This is a genomic window from Arthrobacter sp. 05T442, assembly GCF_056395945.1.
Map to the genome: position 1 here is coordinate 12,474 of NZ_JBFTKM010000024.1, position 16,798 is coordinate 29,271.

At 67.3% G+C, this 16,798-nt stretch carries 12 protein-coding genes and 1 tRNA gene; 12 read left to right on the forward strand and 1 reads right to left on the reverse strand.

The window, feature by feature from the left end; all coding sequences use genetic code 11:
* Window positions 1-90: 90 nt before the first annotated feature.
* From hisI to pyk, 11 genes are all read left to right on the forward strand, one after another.
* Window positions 91-585 (forward strand): phosphoribosyl-AMP cyclohydrolase, encoded by a 495-nt coding sequence (hisI, locus tag AC1DES_RS17260; protein WP_476896929.1) that lies wholly within the window; start codon window positions 91-93, stop codon window positions 583-585.
* A gap of 105 nt (window positions 586-690) precedes the next feature.
* Window positions 691-2,289, forward strand: coding sequence for an anthranilate synthase component I (locus tag AC1DES_RS17265; RefSeq protein WP_476896930.1), 1,599 nt, complete (start codon window positions 691-693; stop codon window positions 2,287-2,289).
* Window positions 2,290-2,342: 53 nt separating this feature from the next.
* A complete protein-coding gene (locus tag AC1DES_RS17270; RefSeq protein WP_476896948.1) occupies window positions 2,343-2,969 on the forward strand; it encodes a Trp biosynthesis-associated membrane protein in 627 nt (208 codons plus the stop codon).
* A 91-nt stretch (window positions 2,970-3,060) separates the two neighbouring features.
* The gene (locus AC1DES_RS17275) at window positions 3,061-3,348 is read left to right on the forward strand and encodes an HGxxPAAW family protein (protein ID WP_476896931.1); all 288 of its coding nucleotides are present in this window, start codon (window positions 3,061-3,063) and stop codon (window positions 3,346-3,348) included.
* A 2-nt stretch (window positions 3,349-3,350) separates the two neighbouring features.
* Window positions 3,351-4,169: an indole-3-glycerol phosphate synthase TrpC gene (gene trpC, locus AC1DES_RS17280; protein ID WP_476896932.1), complete on the forward strand. Its 819-nt coding sequence runs from the start codon at window positions 3,351-3,353 to the stop codon at window positions 4,167-4,169.
* 165 nt (window positions 4,170-4,334) lie between these two features.
* Complete coding sequence (trpB, locus tag AC1DES_RS17285) at window positions 4,335-5,663, forward strand: tryptophan synthase subunit beta (protein ID WP_476896933.1); 1,329 nt, start codon at window positions 4,335-4,337, stop codon at window positions 5,661-5,663.
* On the forward strand, window positions 5,660-6,496 hold the full coding sequence (gene trpA / locus AC1DES_RS17290; protein ID WP_476896934.1) for a tryptophan synthase subunit alpha: 837 nt from the start codon (window positions 5,660-5,662) through the stop codon (window positions 6,494-6,496). Before trpB ends, trpA begins: the two co-directional genes overlap by 4 nt.
* Window positions 6,497-6,499: 3 nt before the next feature.
* Window positions 6,500-7,744, forward strand: a complete 1,245-nt coding sequence (lgt, locus tag AC1DES_RS17295) for a prolipoprotein diacylglyceryl transferase (protein WP_476896935.1) — start codon at window positions 6,500-6,502, stop codon at window positions 7,742-7,744.
* Between the two features lie 263 nt (window positions 7,745-8,007).
* Entirely contained in the window at window positions 8,008-12,624 is a 4,617-nt protein-coding gene (gene gltB / locus AC1DES_RS17300; RefSeq protein WP_476896936.1) for a glutamate synthase large subunit, read from the forward strand.
* The gene (locus AC1DES_RS17305; protein ID WP_476896937.1) at window positions 12,617-14,074 is read left to right on the forward strand and encodes a glutamate synthase subunit beta; all 1,458 of its coding nucleotides are present in this window, start codon (window positions 12,617-12,619) and stop codon (window positions 14,072-14,074) included. The genes gltB and AC1DES_RS17305 overlap by 8 nt, the downstream gene beginning before the upstream one ends.
* 86 nt (window positions 14,075-14,160) lie before the next feature.
* On the forward strand, window positions 14,161-15,669 hold the full coding sequence (pyk, locus tag AC1DES_RS17310) for a pyruvate kinase (protein WP_476896938.1): 1,509 nt from the start codon (window positions 14,161-14,163) through the stop codon (window positions 15,667-15,669).
* A gap of 123 nt (window positions 15,670-15,792) precedes the next feature.
* On the opposite strand, the gene AC1DES_RS17315 is transcribed toward pyk, so the two are convergent.
* Window positions 15,793-16,398, reverse strand: coding sequence for an ANTAR domain-containing response regulator (locus AC1DES_RS17315; RefSeq protein WP_476896939.1), 606 nt, complete (start codon window positions 16,396-16,398; stop codon window positions 15,793-15,795).
* A gap of 206 nt (window positions 16,399-16,604) precedes the next feature.
* Here AC1DES_RS17315 and AC1DES_RS17320 point away from each other — a divergent pair.
* A tRNA-Leu gene (locus tag AC1DES_RS17320) sits at window positions 16,605-16,686 on the forward strand.
* Window positions 16,687-16,798: the final 112 nt, after the last annotated feature.

A 16,798-nucleotide genomic window follows, 5' to 3' on the forward strand; every position in this document is an offset into this window, starting at 1 on the left:
GGATGTCTATCCGCATGTTACGTCCCGGCGTCACCGACCATGGCGGGCGGACAGACCGTCGCAGTGCCGGTAGGCACTAGACTTGACCTGATGTCTGAGCAGCCCGCCCCCGCCCCTGTTAATGGACCCGCCGTCAACGGACCCGCCGTCAACGGACCCGCCGTCAACGGACCCGCCGCTGGCGAAAGCACCGCCGGCGGAAAGGCCGTCCCCGTTCCGGCCGCGCCCTCGGGCCCCCTTCCGGCCGCACTTGGCGACGCCCTGAAGCGGGACAGCGCCGGCCTGGTGGCCGCGATCGTCCAGCAGTTCGACACAAACGAGGTCCTGATGCTGGGTTGGATGGATGATGAGGCACTTCACCGGACCATGACGACCGGACGCGTGACGTTCTATTCCAGGTCCCGCCAGGAGTACTGGCGCAAGGGGGACACCTCAGGCCATGTGCAATGGGTGAAGTCACTGGCCATGGACTGCGACGGCGATGCGCTGCTGGTCCGTGTCGACCAAGTCGGCGCAGCCTGCCACACCGGCACCCGGACCTGCTTCGACGGGCGCGATCTCGACGCCGTCATCGGCCAGGGCTAGCGCGCCGGCCCGCGGCTCCACACGCTGGAGCTGCAACCCCGCGGCCGATCGCCACTCAGCCACCCCCCACCTTCAGAACTGAAAGAACAGGCGGAAACCACAGCCATGCAGGACCTTGGAATCATCAGCCCGGGCCTGGAAGAGTTCCGTGAACTCGCAGGCCACAGCCGCGTCATCCCCGTCCGGCTGAAGGTGCTCGCTGACGCCGAAACCCCGATCGGGCTCTACCGCAAGCTCGCCCACGGCCAGCCCGGAACCTTCCTGATGGAATCCGCGGCTGTCGGCGGTTCCTGGTCCCGCTACTCCTTCATCGGCGCACGCTCCCGGGCCACGCTGACCACCAAAGACGGCCAGGCGCGCTGGCTCGGCGAACCTCCGGTCGGCGTCCCGCTGGACGGCAGCCCGGTCGACGCCGTCCGCGACACCATCGAGGCGCTCCGCACGGACCGCTTCGATGGGCTGCCGCCGTTCACGTCCGGCCTGGTCGGATTCCTCGGCTGGGAAACGGTCCGTCACTGGGAGAAGCTGACCAGCCCGCCGGAAGACGATCTTGAGCTGCCCGAAATGGCCCTGAACCTCGTGACGGACATGGCCGTGCACGACAACATGGACGGCACCGTCCTGCTGATCGCCAACGCCATCAACTTCGACAACAGCTCCGAACGCGTCGACGACGCCTGGCACGACGCCGTCGCCCGCGTCAGGGCGCTGCTGGCGAAGGTCAGCGCCCCCGTGGAGCAGCCCATCTCCGTCCTCGAAACCGCCGCCCTGGATTTCGCCTCGAGCGTGCAGGAACGCTGGGACGAGAGCGGGTACCTGGCCGCCCTGGACCGCGGCAAAGAGGCCATCATCGACGGCGAGGTCTTCCAGGTGGTGATTTCGCGCCGGTTCGAAATGGAATGCGGCGCCGACCCCCTGGACGTCTACCGGGTGCTGCGGAACACGAACCCCAGCCCGTACATGTACATCTTCAGCCTCGAGGACGCCGCCGGCCGTCAGTACTCGATCGTCGGCTCCTCGCCGGAGGCCCTCGTGACCGTGACGGGCGAGGAAGTCATCACCCACCCCATCGCCGGGTCCCGTCCGCGCGGCAAGACCGTCGAAGCGGACAAGGCCCTCGCCGAGGAACTGCTCGCTGACGAGAAGGAACGCGCCGAGCACCTGATGCTGGTCGATCTTTCCCGCAATGACCTCTCCAAGGTCTGCGTTGCCGGCTCCGTGGATGTCACGCAGTTCATGGAAGTGGAACGCTTCAGCCACATCATGCACCTCGTCTCCACCGTCGTCGGGAAACTGGCGCCGGGCGCCAAAGCCTATGACGTCCTCAAGGCCACCTTCCCGGCGGGGACGCTCTCGGGCGCCCCCAAGCCGCGGGCGCTGCGGCTGCTGGACGAGCTCGAACCGCACCGCCGCGGCATCTACGGCGGCGTCGTGGGCTACCTTGACTTCGCCGGGGACATGGACATGGCGATCGCGATCCGCTCGGCCCTCCTCCGGGAAGGCCGCGCCTACGTGCAGGCCGGCGGCGGCATCGTCGCCGATTCCGTCAACCCCACGGAAGCCCAGGAAACAGTCAACAAGGCCGCTGCCCCGCTCCGGGCCGTGCACACCGCCGGCTCCCTGCACAACATCACGGCCGACGCCGTTCCCGACGCCCGCCCCAGCGCCGGCCCCAGCGCCACCCCCTCCGGGGCGGACAACTGATGGCGGCCGAGGACAACTCCGCGGACTCCGGCCCGGGGATCGTGCCGGAGTCCATGGTCAAGAGCAGCAAGCCCCCCGCCGTCCCGCGCTGGGCCCGAAAAGGCACTCTCGTTCTTGCGATCGCCGCCCTCGCGCTGGCCGTGTTCGGCACCACCACGCAGACCTGGCTCACGGTCCACCTGGATCCCGGCCAGCTGGGCCAGGCCGTCAGCGGCCAGGACGGCCTGCAGGTCCAGGGCAGCAAGGCAGCCACCACCGTGACGGCGCTGGCCCTCGTGGCCCTCGCCGGGGGACTCGCCGCCTCGATTGCCGGCCGCATCGCCCGCTGGGTCATCACTGTGATCATCCTCCTGGCGGCCGCCGGCATCGTCGGCGCGGCTGCGGTGGTGCTGGCCGATCCGCTGGCCGCGTCGCAGGGCTCCATCGCCGCCGCCACCGGGATCAGCGGCAGCAGCGTTCAGGTGGACGTCACGGCGTTCCCCGTCCTCGCCGTCGTCGCCGGTTCCCTGCTGGGGCTCGGCGCACTGCTGATCGTGCCGGCGGGACGCTACTGGCGGAGCCGCACCAAGTATGACGCCGCACCCGCCGGCACCCCCGCGGGCAGTGCCTCCGCGCACGCCGGGCCGCCGGACGACATTGAGAGCTGGGACCGGCTCTCGCGCGGGGACGATCCCACCTGAGCCAACGCCGCGGACGCGACCAATAGCGCGGCCAAATAACGCCGCCAAAAAATGGCAGAATGTAAGCAGTATTCATCCTGAGGAGATTTCAATGAGCAAAGCCACTGTTTCCGCAACCACGCCCGCCGCGCCGGCAGGCGTCTACGACGACGTCGACCACAGCGAAGCCCCGGGTCACGGCAACAGCCCGGCCGCGTGGACGTGCGTGATCATCATGCTGGTCGGCGCGCTCATCGCCGCGATCGCCTTCGTCATCGCCAGCACTCCCATCTTCATCGCCGGCGCCGTTGTCATGGTGATCGGCCTGCTCGCCGGCTGGGTCATGCGCAAGGCCGGCTACGGCGTCGGCGGCAGCAAGCTGAAGAACTCCGGCCACTAAGGGTGAGCGTTCTCGACGACATCAACGCCGGTGTCAGGGAGGATATGGAGGCCCGCCAGCGGCTCGTCACGCTCGCAGAGCTGAAGGAGCGAGCCGCGGCGGCCGCTCCCGCCCGCGACGCCTGGGCCGCCCTCGGCGGCGCCTCCGCCCGGCGGGACCAGCTGAAGGTCATTGCCGAGATCAAGCGCCGCAGCCCCTCCAAGGGCGACCTCGCCAGCATTGTGGACCCCGCGTCCCTTGCCGTGCAGTACGCCGACGGCGGCGCCGCCGTGATCAGCGTCCTGACCGAACAGCGCCGCTTCAACGGTTCGCTGGCCGACCTCGACGCCGTCCGGGCCGCTGTGGACATCCCGCTGCTGCGCAAGGACTTCATGCTCGATGAGTACCAGATCTGGGAGGCCCGCGCCCACGGGGCCGACCTCATCCTGCTGATCGTGGCCGCCCTCTCCGACGCACAGCTGCGCGAGTTCACGGCCCTCAGCCGCGAGCTCGGCATGAATGTGCTCGTGGAGACGCATACAGCTGAAGAAATCCGGCGCGCCATCGCCGCCGGTGCGCGGATCATCGGCGTCAACGTGCGCAACCTCAAGACGCTCGACGTCGACCGCTCGGTCTTCGCCGAGCTCGCCGGAGGTATGCCGGCCGGGGCGCTCGTTGTCGCCGAGTCCGGCGTGCGGGATATCGAGGACGTCCGGCACTACGCGGCCAACGGCGCCAACGCGGTCCTGGTCGGGGAGGCGCTCGTCAGCGATTCGACGCCCCGCGAGCGGATCGCCGAATTCATGGCCGCCGGAGCGACGGCAATCGCCGCACGCGCCTGACATACCCGTCCGGCACGGGCCGGCCGTGGCTCTGCCGCTCCGGCGGCGGGCACCGGACCTCGGCACCGGACCGCAGGGCACAGGATTATCAGCGGGGCACAGGATTATTAGCGGATCTGCCCGGCAGATCCTCATAGCTAGCAGTGGAACAGGATGGTGAGACTGATGGTCGATGCGCCAGCAGCCGGCTCAGACGAAAATGCCGTGGACGCGTTTCTGCAGGGCGGACAGTCCTTGCGGCATGCCCCGGGACCGTACTTCGGCTCCTACGGCGGCCGGTGGATGCCCGAGTCGCTCATCGCGGCCCTGGACGAGCTTGAGGACACGTTCGAGAAAGCCAAAGCCGATCCCGGGTTCGTCGCGCAGATCGCCGATCTGAACAAGAACTACTCCGGCAGGCCCTCCCTGCTGACCGAGGCGAAGCGCTTCTCAGAACACGCCGGGGGAGTCCGGATCTTCCTCAAACGCGAAGATCTCAACCACACGGGCTCGCACAAAATCAACAACGTCCTCGGCCAGGCGCTCCTCGCCAAGCGGATGGGCAAGACCCGCATCATCGCCGAGACCGGCGCAGGCCAGCACGGCGTCGCCAGCGCCACTGCCGCCGCCCTGCTGGGCCTGGAATGCGTCGTATACATGGGCGCCGAGGACTGCCGCCGTCAGGCCCTCAACGTGGCCCGCATGGAACTCCTCGGCGCGACCGTCATCCCCGTGACCAACGGTTCCCAGACGCTCAAGGACGCCATCAACGAGGCCCTCCGCGACTGGGTCGCCAACGTGGACAACACCCACTACCTGCTCGGCACCGCCGCCGGCGCCCACCCGTTCCCCGCTATGGTCCGGTACTTCCACGAGGTCATCGGCGAGGAGGCCCGCGCCCAGATCCTGGAACAGACCGGCAGGCTGCCCGACGCCGTCTGCGCCTGCATCGGCGGCGGCTCGAACGCTATCGGCATCTTCCACGGCTTCCTGGATGACCCCGCCGTGAAGATCTACGGTTTCGAGGCCGGCGGCGACGGCGTCGAAACCGGACGCCACGCCGCCACCATCACGCTCGGCAAGCCCGGCGTGCTGCACGGCGCCCGCTCCTACCTGATGCAGGACGACGACGGCCAGACCATCGAGTCGCACTCCATCTCGGCAGGCCTGGACTACCCCGGGGTCGGCCCGGAGCACTCCTACCTCGCCGACATCGGACGCGTCAGCTACGAGCCCATCACTGACAGTGAAGCCATGGAAGCTTTCCGGCTGCTTTGCCGCACCGAGGGCATCATCCCGGCCATCGAATCCGCCCACGCCCTTGCCGGCGCCATCAAGGTGGGCCAGCGTCTTGCCGCCGAAGGTAACGGGGCAGGCAACGCAGCCGAGAAGATCGTGCTCGTGAACCTGTCCGGGCGCGGCGACAAGGACGTGGCCACGGCCGCGGAATGGTTCAACCTGCTGGACAAGGACTCGCCCGAAGCCGAAATCGCCAAAGAGGGGGAACAATTGTGAGCACCGTTGAATCCGGCACCAGCCAGACCGCATCCAGCCAGGCCAGCAAATCGGCGGCGGCCATCGACCGCGCCAAAGCGCAGGGCCGCGCTGCCCTGATCGGCTACCTTCCCGCCGGCTACCCGAGCGTTGAAGACACGATCGCCGCCGGCATCGCACTGGCCGAAAACGGCGCCGACCTCATCGAGATCGGGATCCCGTATTCCGATCCCGTCATGGACGGCCCGGTCATCCAGGCAGCGACCACCGAGGCCCTGACCAACGGCTTCCACGTCCGCCAGGTGTTCGACGTCGTGCGCGGCATCACGAGCAAGACCGATGCCGCCGTCCTTGTCATGACCTACTGGAACCCCGTTGTCCGGATGGGCGTAGACGAGTTCTCGCGCAGCCTGGCCGAGGCCGGGGGAGCCGGGCTCATCACCCCGGACCTGATTCCGGATGAAGCCGCCGAATGGATGGCGGCCTCGGACAAGTACGGCCTGGACCGGGTGTTCCTTGTGGCACCGTCGTCCTCAGCGGAGCGCATGAAGCGCACCGTCCTGGCCAGCCGCGGCTTCGTCTACGCCGTCTCCATCATGGGCGTAACCGGTGCGCGCACGTCCGTCAGCACCGCGGCCAAGGATGTCGTCGCCGCCGCGCACGCAGCCGGCGCCGAGCGTGTCTGCGTCGGCCTTGGCGTTTCCAACGCCGGCCACGTCCGGGAGATCGCCGCCTATGCGGACGGCGTGATCGTGGGCACCGCCCTCGTCGCGGCCATCCGCGACGGCGGCGTGGATGCGGTAGCGTCCTTGACCAAAGACCTCAGCACCGGCCTTACCAGGGAAGAAGCGTAAGCAATGCAGTCACTCCTCCACGCGGCGGCGATGATTCCCGCGAGCATTCCGAGCCCCAGCTGGTCCGGATTCGACATCCCGCTGCCGTGGGGGTCCGTGCGCATCCATGCTTACGCCCTGTGCATCCTGGCCGGCATCATCGCCGGCCTCTGGCTCACCTCCGTCCGATGGGCGAAGCGCGGGGCCCCGGAGGGCAGCGTCTGGGACATCGCGATCTGGGCGATCCCCTTCGGCATCATCGGCGGCCGGCTCTACCACGTGGTGTCCTCGCCGGACGCCTACTTCGGCCCCGGCTTCAACGGCACAGGTGACCTGTCCCTGATCCCGCAAATCCAGCGCGGCGGCCTGGGCATCTGGGGCGCCGTCCTCCTGGGCGCCGTCGGGGCCTGGATCGGCTGCCGCCGCGCCGGGGTCAAGCTGAGCGCCTTCATGGACGCCGCGGCGCCCGGGCTGTTGCTGGCCCAGGCGATCGGCCGGTGGGGCAACTACTTCAACCAGGAACTGTTCGGCGGCCCCACCACGCTGCCGTGGGGGCTGCAGATCGATCCCAACAGCCCGAACTTCCCCGCAGGCATGCCGGCGGACACGCTATTCCACCCGACGTTCCTCTACGAGTCCCTGTGGAACCTGGCCGGCGTCGTGATCCTGCTGGCCCTGGACCGCAAGTTCAACTTCCGGCGCAGCCGCCTCTTCTGGCTCTACGCCATCTACTACACGCTGGGCAGGGTGTGGATCGAGGCCATGCGCATCGACGACGCCGAACAGATCAGTCTCTTCGGCATCACCACGCGGCTCAACGTCTGGACCAGCATCTTCGTCCTCCTCGGCGCCGTCATCATCTTCGTTGTCCTTGGACTGCGCAAGCGCGCCGAACTGGACACCGTGTACCTGCCCGGACGCGAACCGGCAGCGGACGCGGAGGGCGCCGCAGCCACGACGGATGCCCCCGCCGAGGACACCGTCGAGGACGACGCCGAGGATGCCACCAAGCACGACGGCGCCGACGGCGTCGACGCCGCTGCCGAGAGGGTCGCGGTCCCTGTCCGCCATGCGGACTCCGCTGTCTCAGATAGTGAATCCCGTGATAATCTCCGAACTAACCAAAGCGGACCAGGCCACGCTTCCGCGCCAGCGGAAGCGTCACAGGAATCCACCGGCGGAGACAACCCCGCCACCGGAGTACCGGAGGCCGGAGTATCCGGCCACCAGGCCACCGGATCCGCGCCGGAGGCTGACGGCACCAAGTAGGTCAGCGCCGGCATCCGGGGCTGCGGAGCCACCGCTCGCAGCGCCCGTTTCCACAGCGTCGTGGCAGGAGGGCTTGTTACGGAAGCAGACAGCTGCCTTCCGCGCAAGCCGGGCCGGCGGCCCGCGTAACTGTTAGTTCAGCAGGCCGGGCTGGCCTACAATTCCAGTAAGTAAAACACTCTGTTGCGCCCGTCACGCCGGCGCCCTGAGTGGGGCCAATGTTGTCCCTCCCATACGCACGATCAGGAGGAAGGACGTCTCCCATGACCCAAACTCTTCACAGCCCCAGCTGGTCCGAGCCGGACCAGCCCGCGTCTGCCATGTCACCGTTCCAGCGCTTCGCGGCGATGCCGGCAGCAGCGGGGCTCTACAACCCGGAGAATGAGAAGGACGCCTGCGGTCTGGCCATCATCGCCACCCTCCGCGGCGAACCGGGCTACGACATCGTCGATGCGGCCCTGACAGCACTCCGCAACCTCGAGCACCGCGGCGCCGTAGGCGCCGACGAAGGAACCGGCGACGGTGCCGGCCTCCTCATGCAGGTGCCCGACGAGTTCTTCCGCGCAGTCACCGACTTCGAACTGCCGGCCCCCGGCCAGTACGTGGTAGGCACCGCATTCCTCCCGGCCGAGCAGCGCGAATCCGACGCCGCGAGGGCCGGCATCGAGGGGCTCGCCGCCGACGAAGGCCTCACGGTCCTCGGCTGGCGCGAGGTCCCTATCGTGGCGGACCTCGTCGGTGCCATGGCGCGGGCTTGCATGCCGCACTTCTCCCAGCCGTTCTTCGCCTCGAGCACCGGGGAAACCCTCGAGCGCAACGAGCTCGATTCGCGGGCCTGGCGGATCCGCAAGCGCGCCCAGAACAAGTTCGGCGTGTACTTCCCTTCCCTCTCCTCACGGACCATCGTCTATAAAGGCATGCTCACTACGGCCCAGCTGGAGCCGTTCTACCCGGACCTCTCGGACAAGCGCTTCAAGACCAAGCTCGCGATCGTCCACTCGCGTTTCTCCACCAACACCTTCCCGTCCTGGCCGCTGGCCCAGCCTTTCCGCACCATCGCCCACAACGGCGAAATCAACACCGTCAAGGGCAACCGCAACTGGATGCGGGCGAGGCAGTCGCAGCTGGCCAACCCGCTGCTGGGGGATTCCCCGGAAGAGCTCTACCCCATCTGCACCCCGGGCGCCTCTGACTCCGCGTCCTTCGACGAGGTGGCGGAGCTGCTCTGGCTTTCCGGCCGGCCGATCACACACTCGATCATGATGATGATCCCGGAGGCGTGGGAGAACCACGCCACCATGGATCCGGCCCGCCGTGCGTTCTACGAGTACCACTCCATGCTGATGGAGCCGTGGGACGGCCCCGCCGCCGTCTCCTTCACGGACGGCAACCTCGTCGGCGCCACCCTGGACCGCAACGGCCTGCGCCCCGGCCGGTTCTGGATCACCGAGGACGGGCTCATCATCTTCGCCTCCGAGGTCGGCGTGATCGACGTCGAACCTTCCAAGGTGGTCAAGAAGGGCCGCGTTTCGCCCGGCAAGATGTTCCTCGTGGACACCGAGGCCGGCCGGATCATCGATGACGCCGAGGTCAAGGCCGAGGTCGCCGCCGCCAACCCGTGGGCAGAGTGGGTCAAGGACAACCTGATCGACCTCAAGGACCTGCCGGAGCGCGAGCACGTCATGCACACCGCCGCGTCGGTGAACATCCGCCAGCGGACCTTCGGCTACACCACCGAGGAACTGAAGATCCTGCTCGGTCCGATGGCCCGCACCGGCGCCGAGCCGCTCGGCGCCATGGGGTCCGACACCCCGGTGGCCGTTCTGTCCAAACGCCCCCGGCTGCTCTTCGACTACTTCGTGCAGTCCTTCGCCCAGGTCACCAACCCGCCGCTGGACGCCATCCGCGAGGAGCTCGTCACCTCCCTGACCTGTGCGATCGGCCCCAACGGCAACCTGCTGGACACCAAACAGGTCCGCCAGCCCCAGGTTTCGCTGCCGTTCCCCGTGATCAACAATGACCAGCTCGCCAAGATCGCCAACATCGAGTCCGCCGAGGGCGACAGGGTCGCCATGAAGGTCCGCGGGCTGTACCGTCCCGAAGGCGGCGAGCACGCCCTCCGGGCCCGGCTCACCGAAATCTGCGAGCAGGTCTCCGGTGCCATCAACCGGGGTATCCAGTACATCGTGCTCTCGGACCGTGACTCGAACGCCCAGTGGGCGCCGATCCCGTCGCTGCTGCTCGTCAGTGCCGTGCACCACCACCTGCTGCGCAGCGCCAACCGCACCAAGACGGCGCTCGTCGTCGAGGCCGGCGACGTCCGCGAGACACACCACGTGGCCGTGCTTATCGGCTACGGCGCCTCCGCCGTGAACCCGTACCTGGCTATGGAGTCCGTCGAGCAGCTCATCAGCAGCGGCGACGTTGTCGGTGTCACCCCGCAGGACGGCGTCTACAACCTCATCAAGGGCCTCGGCAAGGGCGTCCTGAAGATCATGTCCAAGATGGGCATCTCCACAGTTGCCTCCTACACGGGTGCGCAGACCTTCGAAGCCCTCGGCCTTGGCCAGGACCTCGTGGACGAGTTCTTTTCCGGAACCCACTCCCAGCTCGGCGGCGTCGGGCTCGACGTCATCGCCGCGGAAGTCTCGGCACGGCACCGCATGGCCTATCCGGAGGGCGGCATCGAACTGCCGCACCAGCCCCTGATGGGCGGCGGCGAGTACCAGTGGCGCCGCGACGGGGAACCCCACCTGTTCAACCCGGAGACCGTGTTCCGGCTGCAGCACGCCACGCGTGAGCGCCGCTACGACATCTTCAAGTCCTACACCCGCGGCGTCGACGACCAGTCCGAGAACCTCATGACCCTCCGCGGGCTCCTGAAGTTCAAGTCCGGGCTCCGTCCCGCGGTGCCGCTGGAGGACGTGGAGTCCGTCTCCAGCATCGTCAAGCGCTTCTCCACCGGTGCCATGAGCTACGGCTCGATCTCGCAGGAAGCGCACGAGACCCTCGCGATCGCCATGAACCGGCTGGGCGGCAAGTCCAACACCGGCGAGGGCGGCGAGGACGTGGACCGCCTGCTCGATCCCGCCCGCCGTTCCGCGGTCAAGCAGATCGCCTCGGGCCGCTTCGGCGTCACGAGCCTGTACCTGTCCAACGCCGACGACATCCAGATCAAGATGGCGCAGGGTGCCAAGCCCGGCGAAGGCGGCCAGCTCATGGCGCAGAAGGTCTACCCGTGGGTCGCTCGTACACGGCACTCAACCCCCGGCGTCGGGCTTATCTCCCCGCCCCCGCACCACGACATCTACTCGATCGAGGACCTCGCGCAGCTGATCTACGACGCCAAGCGGGCTAACCCCTCGGCCCGGGTGCACGTCAAGCTCGTCTCCGAAGTGGGGATCGGCACAGTCGCCGCCGGCGTCACGAAAGCCAAGGCCGACGTCGTCCTGGTCTCCGGGCACGACGGCGGCACCGGCGCCTCGCCGCTGAACTCGCTCAAGCACGCCGGTGTCCCGTGGGAGTTGGGTCTCGCCGAGACGCAGCAGACCCTCATGCTCAACGGCCTGCGCGACCGTGTGGTGGTGCAGGTCGACGGCCAGCTCAAGACCGGACGCGACGTCGTGATTGCCGCGCTGCTCGGCGGCGAGGAGTTCGGTTTCGCCACGGCCCCGCTCGTGGTCTCGGGTTGCATCATGATGCGCGTCTGCCACCTCGACACCTGTCCGGTAGGCGTCGCGACGCAGAACCCCGAGCTGCGGTCCCGCTTCAGCGGCAAGCCGGAATTCGTGGTCAACTTCTTTGAGTTCCTTGCCGAGGAGGTCCGCGAGATCCTGGCGGAGCTCGGTTTCCGGAGCATCGAGGAAGCGATCGGCCACGCCGAGATGGTCGACACCCGTGGGGCGATCAACCACTGGAAGGCCGACGGGCTGGACCTGGACCCGATCCTGCACGGACTCGAGTTCGACGACGACGCCCCGCTGCGCAACCTCACGAGCCAGAACCACGAGCTCGACAAGCACTTCGACCAGCGGCTGATCGCCATGGCCGCCGAGGCCCTGAGCGACCGGACGCCGGTGAAGATCGCCGTCGACGTCATCAACACGGACCGCTCGGTCGGCACCATGCTGGGACACGTCGTCACCAAGACGTTCAGCACCGATGTACTTGCGACGGACACGATCGACATCACGCTGACCGGTACGGCCGGGCAGTCGCTCGGTGCGTTCCTGCCGGCCGGCATAACGCTGCGCATGTTCGGCGACTCCAACGACTACGTCGGCAAGGGGCTCTCCGGCGGGCGGATCATCGTACGGCCGGACCGCACCAACGTCTTCGCGGCGGAGCGCAACGTGATCGCCGGAAACGTGATCGGCTACGGCGCCACAAGCGGCGAGCTGTTCCTCCGCGGTCAGGTGGGCGAACGCTTCATGGTCCGCAACTCCGGTGCCACCGCCGTGGCCGAAGGAATCGGCGACCACGGCTGCGAGTATATGACCGGTGGCCAGGCGCTCATCATCGGACGCACCGGCCGCAACTTCGGTGCCGGCATGTCCGGCGGCACGGCCTACGTCCTGGACCTGCAGACCACCCGCGTCAACAAGCAGGCCCTCGAATCCGGCGAGCTGCAGCTGCGCGAGCTCGACGCCGAGGACCGCGAAATCGTCCACGGGCTGCTCGTCAAGCACCGCGAGGAGACGGAGTCGCTCCTCGCGGCCCGCCTGCTCGAGAACTTCGATGACACCGCAGCCCGCATTACCAAGGTCCTGCCGCGCGACTATGCGGCCGTCCTGCAAACCCGTCTTGACGCCATCGAAGAGGGCCTGGACCCTGACGGCGAAGAAGTTTGGTCTCGAATCCTGGAGGTGACCGGTGGCTGACCCACGCGGATTTCTGAAAGTACGCCAGCGTGAAACCCAGCCACGCCGCCCCGTTCCGGTCCGGATCATGGACTGGAAGGAAGTCTACGAGGCCCAGGAAAAGGGTGTCCTGAAGAGCCAGGCCGGCCGCTGCATGGATTGCGGTGTCCCGTTCTGCCACCAGGGCTGCCCGCTGGGCAACCTCATTCCGGAATGGAACGACCTCATCTGGCGGGACAAAGGCGAGGAAGCAATGGAGCGGCTGCATGCCACCAACAACTTCCCCGAGTTCACGGGCCGCCTGTGCCCTGCGCCGTGCGAGTCGTCCTGCGTGCTGGGCATCAACCAGCCTGCCGTGACTATCAAGCAGGTCGAGGTTTCCATCGTGGACCAGGCCTTCGAGAACGGCTGGGTCAACCCGCTGCCGCCCGCGCGCCTCACCGGCAAGACAGTCGCCGTCGTCGGATCCGGCCCCGCCGGGCTCGCCGTCGCACAGCAGCTGACCCGGGTGGGCCACACGGTCGCCGTCTATGAGCGCGACGACAAGATCGGCGGGCTCCTGCGGTACGGGATCCCCGACTTCAAGATGGAAAAAGAGCACGTGGACCGCCGGCTCGAGCAGATGAAGGCCGAAGGCACCCGCTTCCGGACCGGCGTCGCCGTCGGCACCGATGTGACCTGGGAGCAGCTCCGCCGCCGGTACGACGCCGTCGTGGTCGCCACCGGCGCCACCGTCCCGCGTGACCTCCCGATCCCGGGCCGGGAATTCGAGGGCGTCCACTACGCGATGGACTACCTCGTGCCGGCCAACAGGGTCGTGGCGGGGGAGAGCGTGGAGAACCAGATCCACGCCGCGGGCAAGCACGTGGTGATCCTTGGCGGCGGTGACACCGGAGCGGACTGCCTTGGCACCGCGCACCGGCACCAGGCCGCCTCCGTGACCACGCTGGCCATCGGCAAGCAGCCGCCGGTCGAGCGGGCCGGCCACCAGCCGTGGCCCACGTTCCCCACGTTGTTCGAGGTCGCCAGCGCGCACGAGGAAGGCGGCGAACGCACCTATCTCGCCTCCACCGTGGAGTTTGTCGGCGACAACGGCAAGGTTACCGGCGTGAAGGTTGCCGAAACCGAATTCGTGGACGGCAAGCGCCTCCCGAAGGCCGGAACCGAGCGGATCATCCCCGCCGACCTCGTCCTGCTCTCGCTGGGGTTCACCGGCCCCGAGCCCGCCGGCATTGCCGAGCAGGTCAGCGCCGAATTCGACGGCCGCGGCAACGTGGCCCGCGACGGCTACTACATGACCAACACGGAGGGCATCTTCGTCGCCGGAGATGCCGGCCGGGGCCAGTCGCTCATTGTCTGGGCCATCGCGGAGGGGCGCGCCTGCGCCGCCGCGGTGGATAAGTTCCTGATGGGCAGCACCATCCTTCCGGCCCCCGTGGCCCCGACCGACCGGGCGATGGCCGTCCTGTAGTCCTTCCGGTCACTGGTTTCTTCAGGCCATCAGGGATTCACACTCGCTTCAACTCAATCCAAGCAACAGACCACTAGGGTAGGTATATGAGACGCGCTAAGATCGTGGCCACTTTCGGACCGGCAATCGCAAGCTTTGACAACACGCTTGCCGTGCTGGAAGCCGGAGTCGACGTGGCACGCATGAACATGAGCCACGGCGATTATGCCGTGCACGACAACACCTACGAGAACGTCCGCAAGGCTGCCGGACAGCTCGGCAAGGCCGTGGCCATCATGGCCGACCTGCAGGGCCCGAAGATCCGCCTCGGCCGCTTCGTCGACGGCCCGCACCTCCTCTCCGTCGGTGACACCTTCACCATCACCACCGAGGACGTTCCGGGCACCAAGGACATCTGCTCCACGACCCTCAAGAGCCTCACCGAGGACGTCAACCCGGGCGACGCCCTGCTGATCGACGACGGTAAGGTTGCCCTGCGCGCCATCGAGGTCGACGACGTCAAGGTGGTCACCCAGGTGATCGTCGGCGGCATGGTGTCCAACAACAAGGGCATCAACCTGCCCGGCGTCGCCGTCAACGTGCCCGCGCTGAGCGAAAAGGACGAGGACGATCTGCGCTGGGCCATGCGCCGCGGCGTGGACATGGTTGCCCTGTCCTTCGTCCGAGACGCCTCCGACATCAAACGCGTACACGAAATCATGGACGAGGAAGGCCGCCGCGTCCCGGTGATCGCGAAGATCGAAAAGCCGCAGGCCGTGGAGCAGCTGCCCGAGATCATCGACGCCTTCGACGCCATCATGGTGGCCCGTGGCGACCTCGGCGTGGAACTTCCCCTCGAGGAAGTGCCGATCGTGCAGAAACGCGCCATCGAACTGGCCCGCCGCTGGGCCAAGCCGGTCATTGTGGCCACCCAGGTGCTCGAGTCCATGATCGACAACCCGCGTCCGACGCGCGCCGAGGCTTCAGACTGCGCCAACGCGGTGCTCGACGGCGCCGACGCAGTCATGCTTTCCGGCGAGACCAGCGTGGGCAAGTACCCGATCGAGACCGTCAAGGTCATGGCCCGGATCATCGAATCCACCGAGGTCCACGGCCTGGAGCGCGTACCGCCACTGGGCACCAAGCCCAAGACCCGCGGCGGCGCCATTACCCGTGCCGCCGTCGAGATCGCCGACCAGCTGGAAGCGAAGTACATCTGTACCTTCACCCAGTCCGGTGACTCGGCCCGGCGCCTGTCGCGACTGCGCCCGATCCGGCCGGTGTTCGCCTTCACCCCGGTGGAGCACGTCTGGAACCAGCTTGCCCTGACCTGGGGCATCCAGCCGGTCCTGGTCCCGATGGTGGGCCACACCGACGAGATGACCGCCCAAGTGGACCGCAGCCTGCTGGAAATGGACCTCGTGGAAGATGGGGACATGGTGGTCATCGCCGCCGGTTCGCCTCCCGGGAAGGCAGGTTCCACGAACCTGCTCAAGGTCCACAAGGTCGGCGACCTGGCTGACGCCGGCAGCCACGGCGAGGCCGCCGTGACCAAGGACAAGCTCGGCCCGTGGCCGGAAAAGAAGAAGAAGAACAGGGTCCAGCCCTCGTTCTGAGCCGTTGAACGCAAAAGGGAGGATCCCCGCCGGTGGGCGGGGATCTTCCCTTTTTTGGCTAGTTTAGTTTTTTTGCTGCGGCCGGGCCGCGGCCAAAATGGCGGCTATCCGGTCCGGGAGACGCTAGTTGACCTGGTTGATGATGGTCTCGGCGACCTCGCGCATGCTGAGGCGGCGGTCCATGGACGTCTTCTGGATCCAGCGGAAGGCCTCCGGTTCCGTGAGGCCCATTTTGGTGGTCAGGAGGCTCTTGGCGCGCTCCACGAGCTTGCGGGTGGCGAACTGCTCCTGGAGGTCGGTGACCTCGCTCTCGAGAGCCTTGATTTCCTCGTGACGGGAGAGCGCGATTTCAAGTGCGGGGATGAGGTCCGCCGGGGTGAAGGGCTTGACCACGTACGCCATGGCGCCGGCGTCGCGGGCGCGCTCCACGAGTTCCTTCTGGCTGAAAGCGGTGAGCAGGACCACCGGTGCGATGCGGGCCTTGACGATCTTTTCGGCGGCGGAGATGCCGTCCATGATGGGCATCTTGACGTCCATCAGGACCAGGTCAGGCCTGAGTTCCTCGGCGAGCTGCACGGCCTTTTCGCCGTTGTCCGCCTCGCCGACGACGTCGTAGCCCTCGCCCCGCAGGATCTCGATGATGTCCAGGCGGATGAGGGTCTCATCCTCGGCGACGACCACGCGGCGCGCCGGCTGGGAAGTGGGGTTTGACTCCGTCTGTTCTGACACGGGAACTCCTTGGAAAGGGTACGGCGGGACTACACCATCATAGGTTTTTGCCGCTGGTGTACTTGGACCTGCTTGGTTCGATGCGGCGTCACTGGCGCGATTCTGGGATTCAGCCTATCTGCATGTAGAGTAATTCCGCGCACTGGAAGCGATCGCGTTGCTCACAGCACCGTGGGTCTGCGAATATTACTTCCGGTGTTATCCGCGCCCGAGTGGCGGAATTGGCAGACGCGCCGCACTCAAAATGCGGTATCGAAAGGTGTGTGGGTTCGAGTCCCACCTCGGGCACGTGTTTTCCCTGTTCAGGGGCTTGTAGACCTCTGAATGTGCACAAACTGTTCGTTTATGGCCCTCTTCGGGGCCCTTCTTGTTGGTGGCCACGGTTGTGGCCGGGTGGCTC